Here is a 15,194-nt window from a genome sequence, read left to right on the forward strand (position 1 = left end):
GGGATGGGGCAAGTATCGAGCCAGATGGTCGGAGTTCCACCAAGAGGTGGCATAGAGCAAGGGCTGCTGAGAGGTTGCTCCACACAGCCAAACCCGCCGCCGCACCAAGGGGGATCCCAGCCGTGCCAAATCCTTGGCCAGCCGTTGCATGGACTGGGGGGCGGCCCTCTGCTCCGCCGGCAAATCGACCCGGCCCGTGTCGAGCAGATGGGCCTGAATCGGCTCTTGGGTCAAGGCAGCTAGGTTGCGGGTGGTCAAGCCATCCCCCAAGAGCAGCAGGCGCAACACGGGATCCACCTGCACCAACTCAGGCTGTAGCGGGTCTGCCTCCCCCTGCCAATGCAGTTGCAGAGGCCACCAATCGCCTTGGCCAGAGGAGACGTTAGAACAGAGAGCAGCGCTCCAAGGGGATCCTGCGGCGTCGGCCTGGTAGGTCAGTGGAGAAGGGGAAAGTTCCAAGGCGGAGGTTCGGTTGTTAAGTTCTGTATCGCTCCTTAGTCTAACCCACCCCCTGCTGCAGCTCTAGGGGCTTGCCTAGCTGGTGCCCGGCTGGATCAGCAGCCGTACCACCCAGGGGACGACCACGATGACGCTGATCAGGCGGGCCAGATGCATGACCACCACTGTGCTGGTTTGGGCTCCCATGTCCAGGGCAATCAAGCTCATATCGGAAATGCCCCCTGGCGCCGTGCCCAAGATGGCCGTGAGGCGCTCGATGCCCAACCAACGGGAGATCAAATACCCCGACAAAACTCCCGTGCCCACCGCAATCACCGTACAGAGCAGGGCCGGTCGCCACAGATCCTTCAGGGCAAAGAAGGTCTCAGCAGTGAGCTTGCTGCCTAGGAGAATACCCAGCACCACCTGCATGACAAAGCGGATCCCGGCTGGGGGAGTGGGGATCGGGATCGCCCCCCAAACATTGACCAAACCCACTGCTACCATCGAGCCCACCAAGGCTCCTGCCGGCAGCCTCAGCTTGACTGCGATCAGGGCACCTGCCAACCCGATCAACACCGTCCAGAGATAGTTCATCATTGCGGCCTGGCCTCGAGGCAAGGGGATCTCTGCAAAGCAGGGCTTGGCCCACCTTTTCCACGACATTCGGCGCAAATGCCGTAGAAGTCCAGCACATGGTACTCGATCACAAATTGGTAGCGGCTGGCAAGCTGCTCCTCCAGATCTTCCACCGGGCAATCCGGCAGAGGCACCACCCGCCGACATTCGGTGCAGATCAGGTGATGGCGGTTGTGGCCGTTGCTGGGCAGAACCTGATAGTAGGTTTGCTGATCCCCCAAGTTGACCGCCTGCAGCTTGCCCTCATTGCGCAGAGCATCCAAAACTCGGTAAACCGTGGCCAGACCCACCGTGTGGTTGGCATTGCGTAACTCCAAAAAGATCTCTTGCGCCGAAAGGGGCTGTGAGCGCTGCTCTAGCAGCTCCAGAATTAATTTCTGGTTGCGGGTCTGGCGGGAAGAAGACATGATCCTTTGTCTGGGTCATTCTTTGGGGTCAGCGCTCAGAGTCTGCCTCGGCTTTCATGCGCTCTAGGGTCTGGTGCATCTGGTCGAACATTTGGGTTAGGGAGAGCCCAAATCCCCCAAGCTGGGTTTGCAGTTGTTTGATGGTCATCTGAGCCATAAAGTCGTCGGAGAGCTCCAGCCGCTTCATGAAAATGCGCTGGCGCTCCAGCAATTCTTCCATTCGCTCAATGAAGATTTTTTTGCCTTCCCGGTCGAATTGGCCGTAGCGCTCGCCAAGTCGCATCAGGTTTTGGAAGTCCTGAAACAGTTGCTTGGCTTCTTCTTGGACGATCTCCGAGTCGAAAAAACTCATGGCCTTCGGTTTGCTCTGCATAAACTGTATTGGATATACCCATCCTATCCGATCGGGTTGGGGGGCGCAGTCCCTGCCGTTTTCCGGCCAGTACGGGATCCCGCCCTTCGCTTGGGTGGAGAATGGAGTTTGGGCCTGTCTGCCCCGCTCTCTGCTATGTTCCCCTTTCCTGGTGTGAAGGCTTACACGCAGCCGGCTTTGGCCCGGCAGTGGTGCCAACGGGTGCAGGGATCCCGACCGCTGTTTTTGGCCTGCCTGGGGTTTACGGAAACAGCTCTTGTGCCGGGCATCTCCGCTGCCGGCGCCACGCCCTCCTTGCGGCGCTACACGGCCCTTGCCGATGGAGAGGTGCTGCTGGGGGGCTATTCTCACCGCTTGCCCACCTCTCCCGATGGCTATCCTTCACCGGTGGTGATCAGCCGCGCCGTCCTGAGGGAGTTGGGGATCCCCTGTCGCGTGTTCGACTGTGGTTTGCCGGAGCCGCTGCCGGGGGCAGAAACGGTAAGCGCCAGGGGGATGGCCCGCTGCTTGAGCACGGGGCAGGCTTTATCTCTGGAACGGGTGGGATCCCTGTGGCAGGAGGGGTATGAGCGGGGATCCCGGCTGGAGTCGAGCTACTGCGTCATCGGCGAATGTGTGGCAGGGGGCACCACCACGGCACTGGCGGTGTTGCTGGGGCTGGGCTGGCAAGCAGAGGGCATGGTCAACAGCAGCCACCCGGTCTGCAACCACGCCCAAAAGCTGGCCTTGGCGCGGCAAGGTCTGGCCCATCTCTCGCCCAACGCTACAGCGCCGGAGGTGGTGGCCGCTGTGGGGGATCCGATGCAGCCCTTTGTGGCCGGGCTGGCGATGGCGGCAGCCCAGCGGGGGCCGGTGCTGCTGGCGGGCGGCACCCAGATGCTGGCGGTGCTGGCCCTGATGCGGCGCTGGGGGGAAGAGCAAGGGATCCCTTGGCCCCCAGAGAACGTAGTGGTAGGCACCACCCGCTGGGTGGCCGAGGATCCCTCCGGCAATACGGTGGCCTTGGCCGAGTTGCTGGGAACTGCCCCCCTTTTGGCTACCCAACTGAGCTTTGCCAATAGCCGCTACGCCCCCTTACAGGCTTACGAGCGGGGCTATGTCAAGGAGGGGGTGGGGGCGGGTGGGCTGGCCATTGCCAGCAGCCTATATGCCGGCTGGGGCCAGGCAGAGCTGTTGGCCGCCGTTGAGCGCAGCTACGAGCAACTTGTGCTTCAGGCCGGCTCCAGGGGGGCCATCGTCAGGCCCTCCCGCAGCAACTGTTGATGGTAGAGCTCCGCTTGCTCTTGCGGGCCGACCCAGACGACCGCTTGCCCTTCGGCATCCACCTGCACGGTTAGTTGTCGCGCCAAGGGCAGGGTCATGCCGGGGATGTACTTGAGCAGGCATTCGGTAACGTGCTGAAAGGTGTTGAAATCGTCATCCAAGACGATCACCTTGAAGTGGGGGTAGGGCTGACGAACCCGGGTTCTCGATGGAGACGACTGCTGAGCCAGTCGAGTGGGAGCTTCCGTGGTCATAGCAGCAGAACTCAAGACAACATCCCGTAACTTTAATGCCTCAGATTTGATTCAACTTTCTCAACAGCCAAAAATAGGCCGCTGTTGATTCTGAGTCTATTCTAGTTCCTAGTCTAGTGAACTCTGGTGAACGCATTGGCGTCTGCCGGCAGCCCCTATTTGCCTTCGGATCCCCTGCCGGTGCAAGAGATGGGAAAGAGGTGCGGATTCCCGACCCGCTCTCACAACATCAGCTCTTCCCGCAGGGAGCGGCGGGGCTTTTTGCCGCCGAAGTGGTGCTCAAAATAGAGGGCGGTGGCCTGCGACAGGATCCCGGCTTGGGCAAGGGCCTGGCACAGGGATCCCGCCGGCGGCAGGTGCTTCTGAATCTGTTCGATTTGGACGGCGCTGACCAGCCCCGAAGCCTTAAGGTAGTCGGCTACATGCCGTCCACCTGCTAGGTACACAGAGTAGCCGTCTTCGCTGAAAAACTTGACCGTCTCTGGCTTGAGGCCGCTGTGGTGGGTCAGCACATCCGTGAAGGTGCCGCCCTCTGTTTCCCAGCCATGGATGATGGCTTCGATGCCAGCATTGTCGAGGAGGCCGGCTGCCCGCAATTGGGTCAAGATCCGCTGCACCCAAGGGGTGGCCCGCTGCAGCGCTTCCAAGTCCTCTTCTCCCAAATACCCTTGGGGCGGTAATTCCCCTTCTGCTGCTCTTGCGGCTACAGTCGGCGTTGAGATGGCCTGCGGCGGGACTTGTTGCTGGGCCGTAGGCGCGGTGGCAGGGGGAGGGGCTGGCTGTGTCTGAACTGCTTGCAGTTGGGCTTGGAGCTGACGCACCTGCTCTTGGGCCTGTTGGAGCTGGGCTTGGGTTTCTTGGAGTCGAGCTTGAGTTTCCTGCAGTTGCATCTGCAGCCGGTGGATGGTCTCGGCGGCTTCTTGGCGGGCGTGGGCCAGGTCGGCGATGAGGCGAGTTTTCGTCGATTGAGCCAGTTGGAGTTGGTGCTGGTGCTCCTGCAACGATTGGCTCAGGGTGGCCAGTTGGGCTTCCTTCTGCTCCAGCGTCTGGCGCAGGTGGGCTTCCGTTTGCTGGTGCTGCTGCAGCCGGGATCCCAGCTCTTGCAGCTTGGGTTTGGCCTGGGATTGCCATTCTGTCAGCTCGTGGCAGCGGCGACGTAAGGTCTCCAGCTCGGCTTGGGAAGCTTGCAACTGTTTGGCCAGGGCCTGGACTTGCGCGGATCCCCGATCTTGCTGGGCTTGGAGCTGCTCCTCCAACTCTTGAATGCGCTGCTGGGCAGCCCTGTGTTGCTCGGATCCCTGCTGAATCTGGGCGGCCAGTTGGGCTTCCAACTCGGCCATTCGCTGCTGCTGGGCCTGGTAGTTAGCAATCTGCTGCCGCAACTGCTCGGCTGTAGCTTGCTGGTGCTGTCGCTCCTGCTCCAGTTGCGCCTTTAGGGCGGCAACCTGCTCTTGGTAGCGCTCCAGTTGGGCTTTGTATTGCGCGGTAGCTTTGTGAACCTGCTGCGCTGCCTGCAGCGGCGAAGCGTAGAGGGGAGGCTGATCCGGAATGGTGGACCACTGCTCCACCATCACTTCCCAACTGTTGGCAGCTCCTCGCCGTCGCCGTAGCTGCTGCTGCTTGTCGAGGGCCCACTCCAACCAGTGGGGTTGCACCCAGCCCTGCTGCACCAGGATCTCCCCCAACTTGCGCTCGGGGTGGTGCTTTTGCTGAAGCAGAGCTTGATACACGTGCTCCACCTCCAGGTAGCCGTGCAGCACCAGGATCTCGCCGATGCGCACCAACTCGACCGGGATCAAAGGATAGAGATCTTGCGGGGCAACCCAGCCGTGCTGCATACACAGCTCCCCCAACATCAGGGGGCTGTCCGCCTTTTCCCACATGGCCTGAGCCAACTGGGCGGGGGTGAGCAACCCCGCTTTGTTGAGGGCTTCCCCCAAGCGGATCTCGAACTTTTCCCGCTCAATAGCGGCTGGGCTGGAGCTGGTCAACGGATTCATGGGGCCTCTCGGACATGAGGAGTAAGCTTAACTACAGCTATCATGTCGGAAAATTCTTAGAAAGGCGAGGGAGCGCAACTGTGATGCATTTTGTCAAGCCGGGGATCCACGGATGTTGCAGGAATGTCCATCTTTAAGCTGCAAGAGGCCGTTGTTCCCGGCTCTGAGCAAACTGCTGAAGCCGGCGCAGCATCAGCAATTGTCCCAAGCCCAAGGGCAAGAGAGAAACGGCTTCTACCCGCAACTGCACCCAGCCGTTCCCCCACCGCCAATCACAGTAGCCATCGGCTCCGCCCCACATCAGCAGGCGCAGCCGTTCCGGCAGCAGGGTTTCCACTTGGTGCAGGATCGAGAGGGGGCCCCATTGGACGGCAAAGGTGCTGCCCGGCTCCAGCCTGGCGGGCAGGGATCCCTGCAATTGCTGTGGCCAGATCCACTGCTGCAACAACTCCACCTCGGTCAAGCAGCGCTGTATCGTCGATGCACTGGCCTCGACTTCGATGCGGATGGTGGAAGATTGGAATGTCCCGAGCATCCTTGTCCCGCGTAGGTGACCCCAAAACCAAAGCGGCAAGGGGGTGACCCCTGTCAACTCTATTCTGGCCGATTGCTCCCGATTTGCCTTTGAAAACGGCTCGTCCCCATGTGGTGGCCATCTTGGCCCAAAGTCTGGATGGCAAGCTGGCAGCTCACCGCGGGCAAAGGCCCCACTTCGCCAGCGCCGAAGACTATCGGCACCTGGAAAACCAAGCTGCCCGGCAACAGGCTTTGATTATGGGGGCGGCCACGCTGCGGGCCTACGGCACCAGCCTTCGCCTCCGGGATCCCGAGCTCATCCAACGCCGACTCCAGCAGGGCCTCTCCCCTCAGCCTCTGACGATCATCTGCTCCGGCAGCGGGGATATTCCTGAGGATTTGCCGTTTTTTCGGCAGCCCCTCACCCGTTGGCTGTGGACCACTCCCCAGGGATCCCGGATTTGGGAGAACCGCACCGGCTTTGCAGATATCTGGGTGGCTGCCGATTGGGATCTGCCGGCACGGCTGGCCCGCCTGCGCAGTTTGGGCATTGAACGGGTGGGGTTGCTGGGCGGGGGGCGGCTTTTGGGGGCGTTTTTGCAGGCAGGGAGCTTGGATGAGCTGTGGGTAACCCTGGCGCCGGTGTTGCTGAGTGGGTATGCCGATGCCCCGGCTAGCATCGAGGGCTGGCAACTGCAGGGATCCCCGCCCCAGCTGGAGCTGCTGGAGTGCCACCGTGGCTCTAAGGAGCTGTTTTTGCGCTACCGGGTCGAGTGGCCCTGAGGGGGCTCGCGAGAAAAAATTTTTGGACAAATTTAGATTTCTCAGAAATCCACAGGTTTTCCCCAGACTTTCCACAGGCGGGCGGGCTGTTTTCCACAGACTCCTTGCCACAGGAAACGGCAGCGAGGGTTTCTGTGGAAAAGTCCAAACTGGAAAGTTCAGGCGGATACACCTTTAGGAATGTAACGGGATCGCGCCGTTTTTGCCGATGGCATCAAAGCCAGCGGCGGACTTTAACAAACTTGGAGCCGCTGCCCAGGATTGACAGCCCCCATGGGGCAGAGGGCAGAATAGCCGCACCTGAGGTGAGGGGGAGATTTTCCTGGCAGCTCTCCTCAGAGGCAAAGAACCCTTTGCCCAAGAACTCTATCCCTTCTCCTGCCTGAGACAAGGCCAAGGGGCAGCCTGGTATCCTCTGGCCGCTGCCGGACGGGCTAGGGGCAAACTTCTACAGACTGTCTTGCTTTTGACGGGGCTGATGCGGCCCCCGGCATACCCAAGTTAGAGAGCTGGGTTGGTTTGTTTGCGATTCCCTTCTAGGCAGGCCCGGTTTTGGCCGGATCCCTAGGTTTTCTTGGTTTCACTGTTAACCCCGAGTAGGTGGTTGGGCTATGGATTCTCCCACCGTCAGCATTTTGAGCGAAATTCCCGAGGAGCTACACGACACTCTCAAAAACTACCTCTCTCGTCACCCCGACTGGGATCAAGATCGGGTGGTGACGGCGGCACTCTCGCTATTCCTGCTCCAGAGCGGAGACACAGATCGGCGCGCCGCCCGTATTTACTTAGACAGCCTGTTTCGCCGCAACTGAGCCCTCGGAAGGCAAGCCCCGAGGATGGCCCGATGCATGGGCGGGGGGTTAGGAACACTCTGTCAAGAACGTCCTACTAACCTGAACTGTTAACCTGAGTAGGAAGATGTCCCGCTGTTGCCGCATGCCGGCGGGAAGGGTAAAAAGGGATCCACCAAGGGAAAAACCGTGCCACAGGGCTTCGGGCGAGGAAAAAGCGACCGGCAGACGGCTGGGCCAAAGGGCCTAGGACGAGGCTCCGCTCTACCCCCCTGCCCTTCCCCGGAGGCGACCCTGGCGCTGGCCGAGCGCCACCGACAAGCAGGGGATCTGGAGACGGCACTGCACCTCTGCCGGCAGCTTACCCGGGCCCATCCCCACCTGTTCGCCGCCCAGGCGTTGCTGGGATCCCTCTATCTGCAGATGGGGGATCCCTGCCAAGCCCTGACCCCCCTGCAATTGGCTTTGCATCTGAGAAGGGATTGGGTGCCAGCCTGGCAGGAGCTGGGCGATGCCTGGATGCTACTGGGCAACCCGGAGGAGGCGGCGCGCGCCTATGAACAGGGCTTGGCTTTTGCTCCTGCCGATGGGCAACTGCTCTTGCGGTTGGGCAGTTGTTGGCTGGCTTTGGGGAAACGGGAGCAGGCGATTGCGGTGCTGCGCCAGGCCGCAGCAGCCCAGCCTCCCCAAGTTTATGCTTTGGCGGCTTTGGGGAACGCCCTCCTGTTCGACAACCAGCTTGGGGAAGCGGAAGCCTGGTTTCGCCGCGCTCTCGCCCTGGCGCCGCAGGAGGGGCGGATTCTCGTCAACCTCGGCCACTGCCTGCACCTACAAGACCGCCTAGAGGAGGCCGCCGACTGTCTGCGACAGGCCATCCCGCTGCTGCCGGAGGAGGCGCAGCCCCACAACAACCTGGGCACCGTCCTGCAAGAGCAAAACCAACTCGAGGCCGCTATTGAGGCTTATCGACGCGGCCTGCAGTTGGCCCCCGACTGGCCGGAGATCCATTACAACCTGGGCACGGCCTTGCTCACCCTGGGCCGCTATGAGGAGGGGTGGCGGGAGTACGAATGGCGGCTGCAGCGACAAGGGGCAGCCTATCCGCGCTTCCTCTCGCCCCTGTGGCCGGGATCCCCTCTGGGCCAGCAGACGCTGCTGATCTACGCCGAACAAGGGCTGGGGGACACGATTCAGTTTGTGCGCTACCTGCCGCTCTTGGCCGCCGCCCATCCTGCAGCCCAAATTTTCTTCCGCTGTCAGGGATCCCTCGTCGAGCTGGTGCAAGCCGCCTTCCCCCAGGTACAGGTTATCTCGGAGAGGGATCCCTTGCCCTCTTTCGACCAGCACCTGCCCTTGCTCAGCCTGCCCCACCGCCTGGGCACCACGCTGGAGACAATTCCCGCCCGCATCCCCTATCTGACCTGTCCCGATGGGAGCTCGGCCTGGCCGGAAGATTGGCCAGAGCTTCCCCCGCGAAAACTGAAGGTGGGACTGGTATGGGCCAGTGGCCGCCGCGCCAACCCTGAGCTAAACCGCGTGCAAAGGCTGAAAAGTTGTCCTTTGGACTTGCTGCTCCGGGAATTGCCAACGTCCGCCATCCAGTGGGTCAGCCTACAGGTGGGGGAAGATCTAAGCCCAGTGGGATCCCTCCTGGAACAGCACCAGGTGATGGAGTTGGGATCCCGTTTTCGCCATTTTGTCGATACAGCCGCAGCCGTTGCCCAGTTGGATCTGGTGATCAGCGTCGATACAGCCGTTGCTCATTTGGCCGGCGCGATGGGCAAGCCGGTGTGGGTGCTGTTGCCCTTTGCCGCCGATTGGCGCTGGCTCCTCCAGCGGCAAGACAGCCCCTGGTACCCTGAGACAATGCGCCTGTTTCGGCAAAACACACCAGGAGACTGGGTTGGCGTGTTGCGGCAGGTGCGGGTCGCCCTCGAAGAGACGCTGTCAGGGATCCCTTCTCAAAACCCCACCTATTCCTCGCCCTGAACGATGCGCTGAAACAAATAGCCGGTGCCGCGGGCCGTCAGGATCAGCTCTGGATTGCTGGGGTCATCTTCCAGCTTGGCCCGCAGCCGCGAAATGTGGACATCCACCACCCGCGTATCCACATGGCGCTCCGGGGTATAGCCCCACACCTCCTGCAAAATCTCGGAGCGGGAAAACGGCTCCCCCGAGCGGCTGACCAACAGCTCCAGCAGACTGAACTCCATCCCGGTCAGGCGGATGCGCTCGTCCCGTTTATAGACCTGCCGCTTGTTGGTATCGATGCGGATATCCCCCACCTGAATCACTCCAGAACTGGGGATCCCCTCGTGGCTTGCCCGCGCCACCCGTCGCAGCACCGAGCGAATGCGGGCTTCCAGTTCCTTGGGCGAAAAGGGCTTGACCACATAGTCGTCTGCCCCCAGCTCCAACCCCGTGATGCGGTCGGCCACATCCCCCAACGCCGTCAGCATGATGATCGGAATGTCGGATTCCTTGCGCAACTCCTGGCAAACTCCATAGCCATCCAGCTTTGGCATCATCACATCCAGCACCACCAGGTCGGGATCCTGCTTGTGGAAAACCTCCAGCGCCTCCTCGCCATCCGAAGCCGTAACCACGTCGTACCCGATCATGGACAGACGGGTTTCCAAAATGCGTCGAATGCTAGCCTCGTCGTCGACCACCAGAATCCGTTCCTTACGCTGTGCTTCCACGGTGCCGCAACTCCTGAACTTCTCAATAAAAAAGATTAGAAAAATTGAGGCAAGCGCTAAATTGGGGTGAGCAGATGCAATGGGGCCGATCTGGAATGGATGGGTTTGCCCAGGGAATTTCAGACCCCCCAACCCCTCGTCTGTTGGCGGCCAAAGCCGCACCTCAAGGATGCAGCCCTGGGAAACAGACACAGAACAGCAGGCTCTTTGGCCACCGGACTCGATCTTAAAGTTCTAAACTTTGTCCAGCAGCACAGGCGTGGCCCCCTGACAAACCCTTGCGGTTGACCCCTGCCAAACCTGAGAAACCTTCGTAAGAAGTTACTTTCTACTCCCTAATTTATCATCCAGAAACGGCTGCTACCCCACCTTGACGCTCTATTCTGCGGCAATTTAGCCCAACTTGATACATACCTTCACAACTTCTTCAGGTTGCGACAAGGGCTGCGCTGGGTCGGAATGACTCGAATGGCTATTCGGCAGAAAAAGTGGCTGCCGCCACTCCCTAGCCGTTGGCAGTGGGAAGAGTATAGCAACTGTCCAGCAGGCCAGCGGAACGGATTTCGCGGTCGGCGTGATGCTCCAAAACGCGCCGCAACAGACGTTCTGCCTCCAGCCAAGCCGCCAAGGGCAGCGAATCTTCGGCCAGGGGCAAAGTTGGACTGGGCAGGGATCCCAAAGCTTGCAGGACGGAACTGGAGACCCAGACAATTGGGCTGGGCCGCTGCGCCACCCGGCAAGGATCGCAGACCAAGCCGCCCAATTGCGGGCTGAAAAAAACGTTATCGACCAACCCCCCCCCGCAGAAGTGACAGGCTTGCACCTGGGGAGCGAACCCTGCCAACGCCAGGAGGTGATACAGCCCATGGATGAGCAAAGGCAAAACGGCCCGCTCCGAAGCGGCCCGTTCGATGCGTTGCAAGTGTTCCACCAACACCACAAACAGCTCTTCCTGGGCTTGGTCGGGCAAGGCCAGTAGCAAGGCCACCTCCGCCAGGTACTGGGCCGCCGTGAGATGGGCCAAGCTGCGGCCAAGACGAGGAAAAGTCTGGAGAGTTTCCACCTGGACAATGCGCTGCAGACGTTGGCAGGCCTCCGTCTGGGCAGACCAGCGCCCCCGCGCGATCAGCAGCTCGTTGATGACAAAGGGCTCCATTCGCCCTCCCCACTTGGAAGGCTGCTTACGGGATCCCTTGGCCACCGCGCGGATCAAGCCTTGCTCGCGGGTCAAGATGGTTATGATCCGATCCGACTCGCCCAGCGGGATCCCCTTTAGGTTGATGCCCGTCACCCGATAGGTGCGCCCACTCATGCGGTTCCTCTGGCTTGCAGCTCTTGCATGAGCTCCAGCCCCCAAGAGGTGCCGATGCGGCTGGCCCCTGCTTGGATCATGGCCTCTGCTTGAGCCAGCGTGCGAATGCCGCCCGAAGCTTTCACCCCCACTTTACCCCGGCTGAGCTGCCACAACAGTTGCACATCTGCCGGCGTCGCCCCGCCCATCCAGCCGGTGGAGGTCATCAAAAAAGCTGCCCCCGCATCGATGCAAATCTCCCCGGCCAGCTTTTTCTCTGCCTCGGTCAAGAGGGCCGTTTCCAAAATGGCCTTGACGCAAACCCCCGTTTCTTCCACCAGTTGGGCAATCTCGGCATGGAGGCGATCCAGCTCCCCCGCCTTGAGCCAGGCCAAGTTGATGCGGACATCCAGCTCCCGGCACCCCTGCTCCACCGCCAGTTGAGCCTCATAGAGCTTAGCCTCCGCAGTGGTGGTGCCCAAGGGAAACCCCACCACCGTGCTTACCTTGACCGGGGATCCATGCAGCCGCTCCACCACCCGCGGCACGTAACAAGGTGGAACGCAAAAAGTGGGAAAACAGTAGCGCAAGGCAATTGCGCACCCCTGCTCGATCTGTTCTGGGGTCGCCATCGGCAACAGCAGCGTGTGGTCGATGTACTCCGCCAAATTGATCGAGCTATCCGCCGCGCCCTTACGCTCCAGAGAAAGCATGGGTCGAGCCCCCAGCACCCTTCTCTACTTTAGCCCCAGTTTTCGCCCGCAGGGAGCCGCAAAGGTGGCCGAGCCTTATCGGTGTACCACCGCCCGATCGCCAGCCTTGATTGACCTGCCGCGTGCTAGGCACAAATGCGGGGCAAAGGTGCGGGCGCCGAGGTCACCTGCAGCAATCGGGGAATACGGCTGCTGTCGTAGATGCGAAATTCTTTTTCCAAGATGGCTTTTTCGTCGCGCACCGCCTGGTTCAAAACGATGGATCCCTGCGGATCGGAGATGGAACGGTGGAAAGTGCCGGGGGGAATGCGCAAAATACCTCGATTGGCTTCCAAGCGCACAATGTGGAAGGGATCCCGCCAGCTAAAATTCACCAAATAAAACGTCCGCCCGCCCCACAGAGCCAACAAGTTGTCCTCTTGGTGGGGATGCATGTAAAACTGCCAATAGCCTTGAGGATTGTCGGGGGGACTGATGGCCGGCCCATCATGATAAACCAAGTCGCGGGCGTTGGATTGGGCAACTGTGATGTCGAAAAAACGTACGCCGGGGGTATCTCGAAATTGATGAAAAGGCAGCAGGGCAAACATGGAGCTCGCCATGGGAACACCTGACCAACGACAGAGAGAAAAACAGGTTTTCACACTGTTTCGTGCTGTTTCGCAGTGTGAAGATGGAGTTATGTCGTCAGTTTAGTCAGGCCCAGCAGAGGGTTCAAATCTGAGATAGCATCACATCTATGCGCAGATCGAATAGATGGGATCCATGAACATCTCACAACTGCGAACTCTGGTGGCTGTGGTGGAGCGGGGGAATTTCAGCGATGCCGCCCTGCAATTGCAGATTTCCCAGTCGGCGGTGAGCCGGGCCATCGCCAGCCTAGAGGAAGAATTGGGGGTGTCTGTGTTGGTGCGCGGTCGCTTTGGGGCCCGCCTAACGCCGGTGGGGGAGCGACTAATGCGCCATGTCCGCAAGATGCTGCAACTGTGGGAACAAATGGAGTATGAAGCCAACCTGGAAAAAGGGTTGCGGGGGGGAAATGTGCGGGTTGCCGCTTTTCGCAGTGCTGCAACCCATTTGCTGCCGCCGGTGATTGCCCGCTTCCGCCAACAATTTCCGCAGGTTGCCGTCACCCTTACAGAAGAAGATCCGGCCACAGTGGAACATCTGCTGCGCTCAGGCCAGGTGGATATTGGCCTATTGCCCTTGCCGCGGGCTGCTGAGGATCTGCAGACGTGGGAGATCGCCCGCGACGAGTTCATTTTGTTGGTTCCGCTGAGTTTTGGGCCCCTGCCGGAAACCCTCACTTGGGAGGATCTTTCCCGCTTTTCTTACATTCTCTACAACTACGCCGAATGCACCACGGCGGTGCGCAACCACTGGGAAGCGGCCCACCAAACCCTCAAGGTGGCCTACTTGGTGAAGGAAGACTCCACCATTGTGAACATGGTGGCGCAGGGTCTGGGGGCTGCTATTTTGCCCCGCTTGGCTGCCCTCCCCATTCCCGCAGGGATCCAGATCCGCCGCTTGCCCATCCCCCTGGAGCGGGTGATCGGGGCTGCCATCCTGGCCTCGGCGCTGCATCCGCCGGCAGTCTTTGCCTTCCTGGAAGCCTTACGGGGAAACCCGTCCCAGTTGCCGGGTGGAGAGCTGGCCTTAAACTCCTCTTAAAATCCTGTTCCCAGGTAACTGCTAGCATGAGGCCAACTTCACTCCCACCCCATCGGAAAGGAAGGCCTCTATGAACTGGCTGACGCTGCTTGGGCTACTTTGTCTTCCCGGCTCTCTGTTTTCATTTTTTGAGTATTTGCGCTCCCAGAGGTTGGTTCAGCAGCTCTCTGCAACTCGGTTGCTCAAGGTAGCCGAGCTTCGCAATCTCGGTCAGACAAGCCCAAAAGGATCGAACTTGGCCCAAGTTTACGGCAGGATTGTGTGCGATCGGCCTTTGGTATCGGAGTTTTCACGCCAGCCTTGTGTCTACTACAAGTCGGAGATCACTTGGGAGTATGACGAAGCCGAGTGCTATCGAAAGTATTTGAATAGCGAAGGCGATGTCGCCTACAGGGAACGGATCAGCGAAGGCGAATACCAGAACGCTCTGCGCTTGGGATCTCGGGCAAAATCCTATCCGGGGGGAATGACCGGAAAAAGGCCCGGCTTGGGCTACTCTGACTCCGGTTCTTTCCAGAAAAGGGTGGATCCCGGCTACTCTGATTCTTTCCAACAAAAGCCCGGCTCTGGCTACTTCAGCGCGGCCTCCTTTCAGCAAAAACCCGGCTCTGGCTACCCCCCTTCGGACTTTTTCCAGAAAAAGCCTGGTTACTCCGATTACCCGCAAAAGCCTGGCTTCCCAGGCCATCTGGAAAAATCGCAGTTTTCTGAAGCAGGCCCTCCCCAGAAGTACTACAGCAATGTGTACTACGATCCGAGCACGGGTCGGGAATATCTCCTTGAGAGAGAGACAGAAACAAGAACTGAGACCCTTCACTCGGTGGTTCGCCAGCTCCCTTTTTTCATCGAAGACGAAACCGGAAGGGTGAGGGTGGATCCCACAGGTGCCGAGGTAGAGGCCATGTTGGTTGTGGATGAGACTGTTTTCCCCGGAAAAGGCCCCAGCCGGTTCAACTTCGATCTCAAACGCTACTTTTCCCGGATGAGAACAGAAAATCGCTCCACCCGCTCCTTTGTCTACAAAGAATGGGTGCTCCCGGTGGATGGGATGGCCTTTGCCATGGGGGAGGTGCGTTCTGAGGTAGGGGATCCTGTGATCCGAAAACCCCTTTCGGGAGGACGGTTCATCATCGCGCCCAAATCCGCTGAGGCCCTCTTGGAAGAGCACCGCTCCAATGCCTACGGCTTCTTGGCGGGATCCCTCGTCCTGCTGGGCATTGGCGTTTTCACCGTGCTCCACCTGCTGCAGTCCCTGTAGCCCTATCGGCGATAGGCTCCCATCCTCTCTCCTCACTGTTGTAGTCATTGCTACACAACGCTGTCGCGAACGCGCCGCTTCAGCTCCCCTCTCCC

General features: G+C 60.1%; 17 protein-coding genes. 6 read left to right on the forward strand and 11 right to left on the reverse strand.

The window, feature by feature from the left end:
* The 4 genes from NW844_RS08975 to NW844_RS08990 all read right to left on the reverse strand — a co-directional run.
* A partial coding sequence (locus tag NW844_RS08975) for a chorismate pyruvate-lyase family protein (protein ID WP_414335048.1) occupies positions 1-459 on the reverse strand: 459 nt, incomplete at its 3' end.
* Positions 460-534: 75 nt separating this feature from the next.
* Entirely contained in the window at positions 535-1,038 is a 504-nt protein-coding gene (locus NW844_RS08980; protein WP_414335049.1) for an AbrB family transcriptional regulator, read from the reverse strand.
* Positions 1,035-1,484, reverse strand: coding sequence for a Fur family transcriptional regulator (locus NW844_RS08985; protein WP_414335050.1), 450 nt, complete (start codon positions 1,482-1,484; stop codon positions 1,035-1,037). The genes NW844_RS08980 and NW844_RS08985 overlap by 4 nt, the downstream gene beginning before the upstream one ends.
* Before the next feature lie 28 nt (positions 1,485-1,512).
* On the reverse strand, positions 1,513-1,836 hold the full coding sequence (locus NW844_RS08990) for a DUF1825 family protein (RefSeq protein ID WP_414335060.1): 324 nt from the start codon (positions 1,834-1,836) through the stop codon (positions 1,513-1,515).
* 156 nt (positions 1,837-1,992) lie between these two features.
* Here NW844_RS08990 and cobT point away from each other — a divergent pair, with 156 nt between their 5' ends.
* Positions 1,993-3,120: a nicotinate mononucleotide-dependent phosphoribosyltransferase CobT gene (gene cobT / locus NW844_RS08995; RefSeq protein ID WP_414335061.1), complete on the forward strand. Its 1,128-nt coding sequence runs from the start codon at positions 1,993-1,995 to the stop codon at positions 3,118-3,120.
* On the opposite strand, the gene clpS is transcribed toward cobT, so the two are convergent.
* From clpS to NW844_RS09010, 3 genes are all read right to left on the reverse strand, one after another.
* Positions 3,069-3,374, reverse strand: a complete 306-nt coding sequence (gene clpS, locus NW844_RS09000; RefSeq protein ID WP_414335062.1) for an ATP-dependent Clp protease adapter ClpS — start codon at positions 3,372-3,374, stop codon at positions 3,069-3,071. The two genes, cobT and clpS, sit on opposite strands and share 52 nt — an antisense overlap.
* 221 nt (positions 3,375-3,595) lie before the next feature.
* Entirely contained in the window at positions 3,596-5,374 is a 1,779-nt protein-coding gene (locus NW844_RS09005) for a hypothetical protein (protein ID WP_414335051.1), read from the reverse strand.
* A gap of 133 nt (positions 5,375-5,507) precedes the next feature.
* Positions 5,508-5,909: a hypothetical protein gene (locus NW844_RS09010; RefSeq protein WP_414335052.1), complete on the reverse strand. Its 402-nt coding sequence runs from the start codon at positions 5,907-5,909 to the stop codon at positions 5,508-5,510.
* A gap of 89 nt (positions 5,910-5,998) precedes the next feature.
* On the opposite strand from NW844_RS09010, the gene NW844_RS09015 reads away from it, so the two are divergent.
* The 3 genes from NW844_RS09015 (at position 5,999) to NW844_RS09025 (ending at position 9,453) form a co-directional block, all read left to right on the forward strand.
* Positions 5,999-6,673, forward strand: coding sequence for a RibD family protein (locus NW844_RS09015; RefSeq protein WP_414335053.1), 675 nt, complete (start codon positions 5,999-6,001; stop codon positions 6,671-6,673).
* A 611-nt stretch (positions 6,674-7,284) separates the two neighbouring features.
* The gene (locus NW844_RS09020; protein WP_011430239.1) at positions 7,285-7,485 is read left to right on the forward strand and encodes a DUF2811 domain-containing protein; all 201 of its coding nucleotides are present in this window, start codon (positions 7,285-7,287) and stop codon (positions 7,483-7,485) included.
* Between the two features lie 168 nt (positions 7,486-7,653).
* Complete coding sequence (locus NW844_RS09025) at positions 7,654-9,453, forward strand: tetratricopeptide repeat protein (RefSeq protein WP_414335054.1); 1,800 nt, start codon at positions 7,654-7,656, stop codon at positions 9,451-9,453.
* Here NW844_RS09025 and rpaB read toward each other — a convergent pair.
* The 4 genes from rpaB to NW844_RS09045 all read right to left on the reverse strand — a co-directional run bounded on the left by rpaB (position 9,438) and on the right by NW844_RS09045 (position 12,760).
* Positions 9,438-10,166 carry a response regulator transcription factor RpaB gene (gene rpaB / locus NW844_RS09030; RefSeq protein ID WP_414335055.1) on the reverse strand — a complete coding sequence of 243 codons (729 nt, stop codon included), beginning with the start codon at positions 10,164-10,166 and terminating at the stop codon, positions 9,438-9,440. The genes NW844_RS09025 and rpaB overlap by 16 nt on opposite strands.
* A gap of 505 nt (positions 10,167-10,671) precedes the next feature.
* Positions 10,672-11,478 carry a DNA repair protein RecO gene (gene recO / locus NW844_RS09035; RefSeq protein ID WP_414335056.1) on the reverse strand — a complete coding sequence of 269 codons (807 nt, stop codon included), beginning with the start codon at positions 11,476-11,478 and terminating at the stop codon, positions 10,672-10,674.
* A complete protein-coding gene (deoC, locus tag NW844_RS09040; protein ID WP_414335057.1) occupies positions 11,475-12,170 on the reverse strand; it encodes a deoxyribose-phosphate aldolase in 696 nt (231 codons plus the stop codon). Before deoC ends, recO begins: the two co-directional genes overlap by 4 nt.
* Positions 12,171-12,295: 125 nt before the next feature.
* On the reverse strand, positions 12,296-12,760 hold the full coding sequence (locus NW844_RS09045) for a redox protein (RefSeq protein ID WP_414335063.1): 465 nt from the start codon (positions 12,758-12,760) through the stop codon (positions 12,296-12,298).
* 175 nt (positions 12,761-12,935) lie between these two features.
* Here NW844_RS09045 and NW844_RS09050 point away from each other — a divergent pair, with 175 nt between their 5' ends.
* On the forward strand, positions 12,936-13,841 hold the full coding sequence (locus NW844_RS09050; RefSeq protein ID WP_414335058.1) for a LysR family transcriptional regulator: 906 nt from the start codon (positions 12,936-12,938) through the stop codon (positions 13,839-13,841).
* A 235-nt stretch (positions 13,842-14,076) separates the two neighbouring features.
* Positions 14,077-15,099, forward strand: coding sequence for an E3 ubiquitin ligase family protein (locus NW844_RS09055; protein WP_414335059.1), 1,023 nt, complete (start codon positions 14,077-14,079; stop codon positions 15,097-15,099).
* The last annotated feature ends 95 nt before the right edge of the window (positions 15,100-15,194 follow it).

Source organism: Synechococcus sp. H55.2, from assembly GCF_047462495.1.
GTDB lineage: Bacteria > Cyanobacteriota > Cyanobacteriia > Thermostichales > Thermostichaceae > Thermostichus.

Coding starts and splice junctions, on each gene's coding strand:
- NW844_RS08980 (WP_414335049.1), bottom strand. CDS start 1,038: ATGATGAACTATCTCTGGACGGTGTTGATCGGGTTGGCAGGTGCCCTG.
- NW844_RS08985 (WP_414335050.1), bottom strand. CDS start 1,484: ATGTCTTCTTCCCGCCAGACCCGCAACCAGAAATTAATTCTGGAGCTG.
- NW844_RS08990 (WP_414335060.1), bottom strand. CDS start 1,836: ATGAGTTTTTTCGACTCGGAGATCGTCCAAGAAGAAGCCAAGCAACTG.
- cobT (WP_414335061.1), top strand. CDS start 1,993: ATGTTCCCCTTTCCTGGTGTGAAGGCTTACACGCAGCCGGCTTTGGCC.
- clpS (WP_414335062.1), bottom strand. CDS start 3,374: ATGACCACGGAAGCTCCCACTCGACTGGCTCAGCAGTCGTCTCCATCG.
- NW844_RS09005 (WP_414335051.1), bottom strand. CDS start 5,374: ATGAATCCGTTGACCAGCTCCAGCCCAGCCGCTATTGAGCGGGAAAAG.
- NW844_RS09010 (WP_414335052.1), bottom strand. CDS start 5,909: ATGCTCGGGACATTCCAATCTTCCACCATCCGCATCGAAGTCGAGGCC.
- NW844_RS09020 (WP_011430239.1), top strand. CDS start 7,285: ATGGATTCTCCCACCGTCAGCATTTTGAGCGAAATTCCCGAGGAGCTA.
- recO (WP_414335056.1), bottom strand. CDS start 11,478: ATGAGTGGGCGCACCTATCGGGTGACGGGCATCAACCTAAAGGGGATC.
- deoC (WP_414335057.1), bottom strand. CDS start 12,170: ATGCTTTCTCTGGAGCGTAAGGGCGCGGCGGATAGCTCGATCAATTTG.
- NW844_RS09045 (WP_414335063.1), bottom strand. CDS start 12,760: ATGTTTGCCCTGCTGCCTTTTCATCAATTTCGAGATACCCCCGGCGTA.
- NW844_RS09050 (WP_414335058.1), top strand. CDS start 12,936: ATGAACATCTCACAACTGCGAACTCTGGTGGCTGTGGTGGAGCGGGGG.